At 60.6% G+C, this 1192-nt stretch carries 1 protein-coding gene; it reads left to right on the top strand.

Going from position 1 to position 1192, the window contains the following annotated elements; all coding sequences use genetic code 11:
* Positions 1-43: 43 nt before the first annotated feature.
* Complete coding sequence (locus AB4Y87_RS25870; protein WP_442007080.1) at positions 44-1120, top strand: ABC transporter substrate-binding protein; 1077 nt, start codon at positions 44-46, stop codon at positions 1118-1120.
* The last annotated feature ends 72 nt before the right edge of the window (positions 1121-1192 follow it).

The raw sequence follows: 1192 nt of genomic DNA, 5'->3' as shown, positions 1-1192 counted from the left end.
TGTGAGGAATTGAGGAATTGTTGTGAGAAAACGAAGGAGCGTGATGGCGCGCGGATCCCTGGTTGTCGCATGCGGGTTGCTTGCGCTGACAGGATGCGCGTCCGGAGGAGCCGGTTCGGCCGCGGGCAATTCGAACGCGAGCCCGAGTGACGCGCTATCCAAGGTCATGGACCAGGCGGAATGGTCGAAGGTCGTTGACGCCGCCAACAAGGAAGGCGAGGTGACGGTGTACGGAGTTCTGAATACGAAGACTGTTGACCTCCTGCCGGCCGCGTTCCACCAGGACTACCCGAACATCAAACTGACGTACGTTCGTCTGAGCGCATCAGACATCAGGGCCAGACTGGATGCCGAGATCGCGTCCGGGAACGCCGGTGCGGATGCCGTCGACAATCTGGATCACCCGACGTTCGATGGCTATGCGGCCAAGGGTGCTTTGCTGCCGCTCACTGCTCCGTCCCTGGGCGATCCGGAATTCGATCGGGCCAAGTATCAGCGCACACCATATGTGGCAACGTTCGCAAACCTCGGCTACGCGTGGGCCTGGAACACCAAGTTGTTGCCGAACGGCATCAGCTCCTGGCAGGATTACTTGAACCTCCCCGCGTCGCAGGTGGGAGCAACGGACCCCTCGATCGGCCCGACCGTGGCCGCGCTCTATGAATCGATGGAGAAGTCCGATGCGGGCGGCTCCGGATTCCTTGACAAGCTGACGGCTAAGGGCAAGCCCCAGATTTATGCGGGTTCGAACCCCCAGGTCGCGGCGCTGTCTGCTGGGGAAGTGGCTGCCTCGCTGCCAGTTCCTGTTGCGGTCGCGGCGACCATCAAAGCGACCGGTGCACCGATTGACTACAGGCTCCCCCAGGAGGCCCCAAGCGTTCCCAACGAGCTGGCGGTTGTGAAGTCGGCCAAGCACCCGAATGCGGCGCAGGTATTCGCGAACTGGCTGCTGAGCAAGGCAGGTCAGGGTGTGGTGGCTCAAGGTGGATTTGTCGCAGTACGCCAGGACACACCCCAGACCATCGAAACCAAGGGAGTCACACTTGTCGAGCTCCCGCAGATCACGACCGAGCAGTTCAAAGCGTTCCTGCAGCGCTGGAACCAACTGTTGGCCAAGTAGTAGCTAGTTGCTGGCTCGCAAGCGCTCAGTGCTGACGCGATATAGGTGAGAGAGAATTAATCATGCTAGAGA

Source organism: Paenarthrobacter sp. RAF54_2 (genome assembly GCF_052113945.1).
Lineage (GTDB): Bacteria > Actinomycetota > Actinomycetes > Actinomycetales > Micrococcaceae > Arthrobacter.
This window is presented reverse-complemented; position numbering and strand designations above follow the sequence as displayed.

Bases quoted from the DNA above. Each gene is read 5' to 3' on its own strand.
- AB4Y87_RS25870 (WP_442007080.1), top strand. From the start codon at position 44: ATGGCGCGCGGATCCCTGGTTGTCGCATGCGGGTTGCTTGCGCTGACA.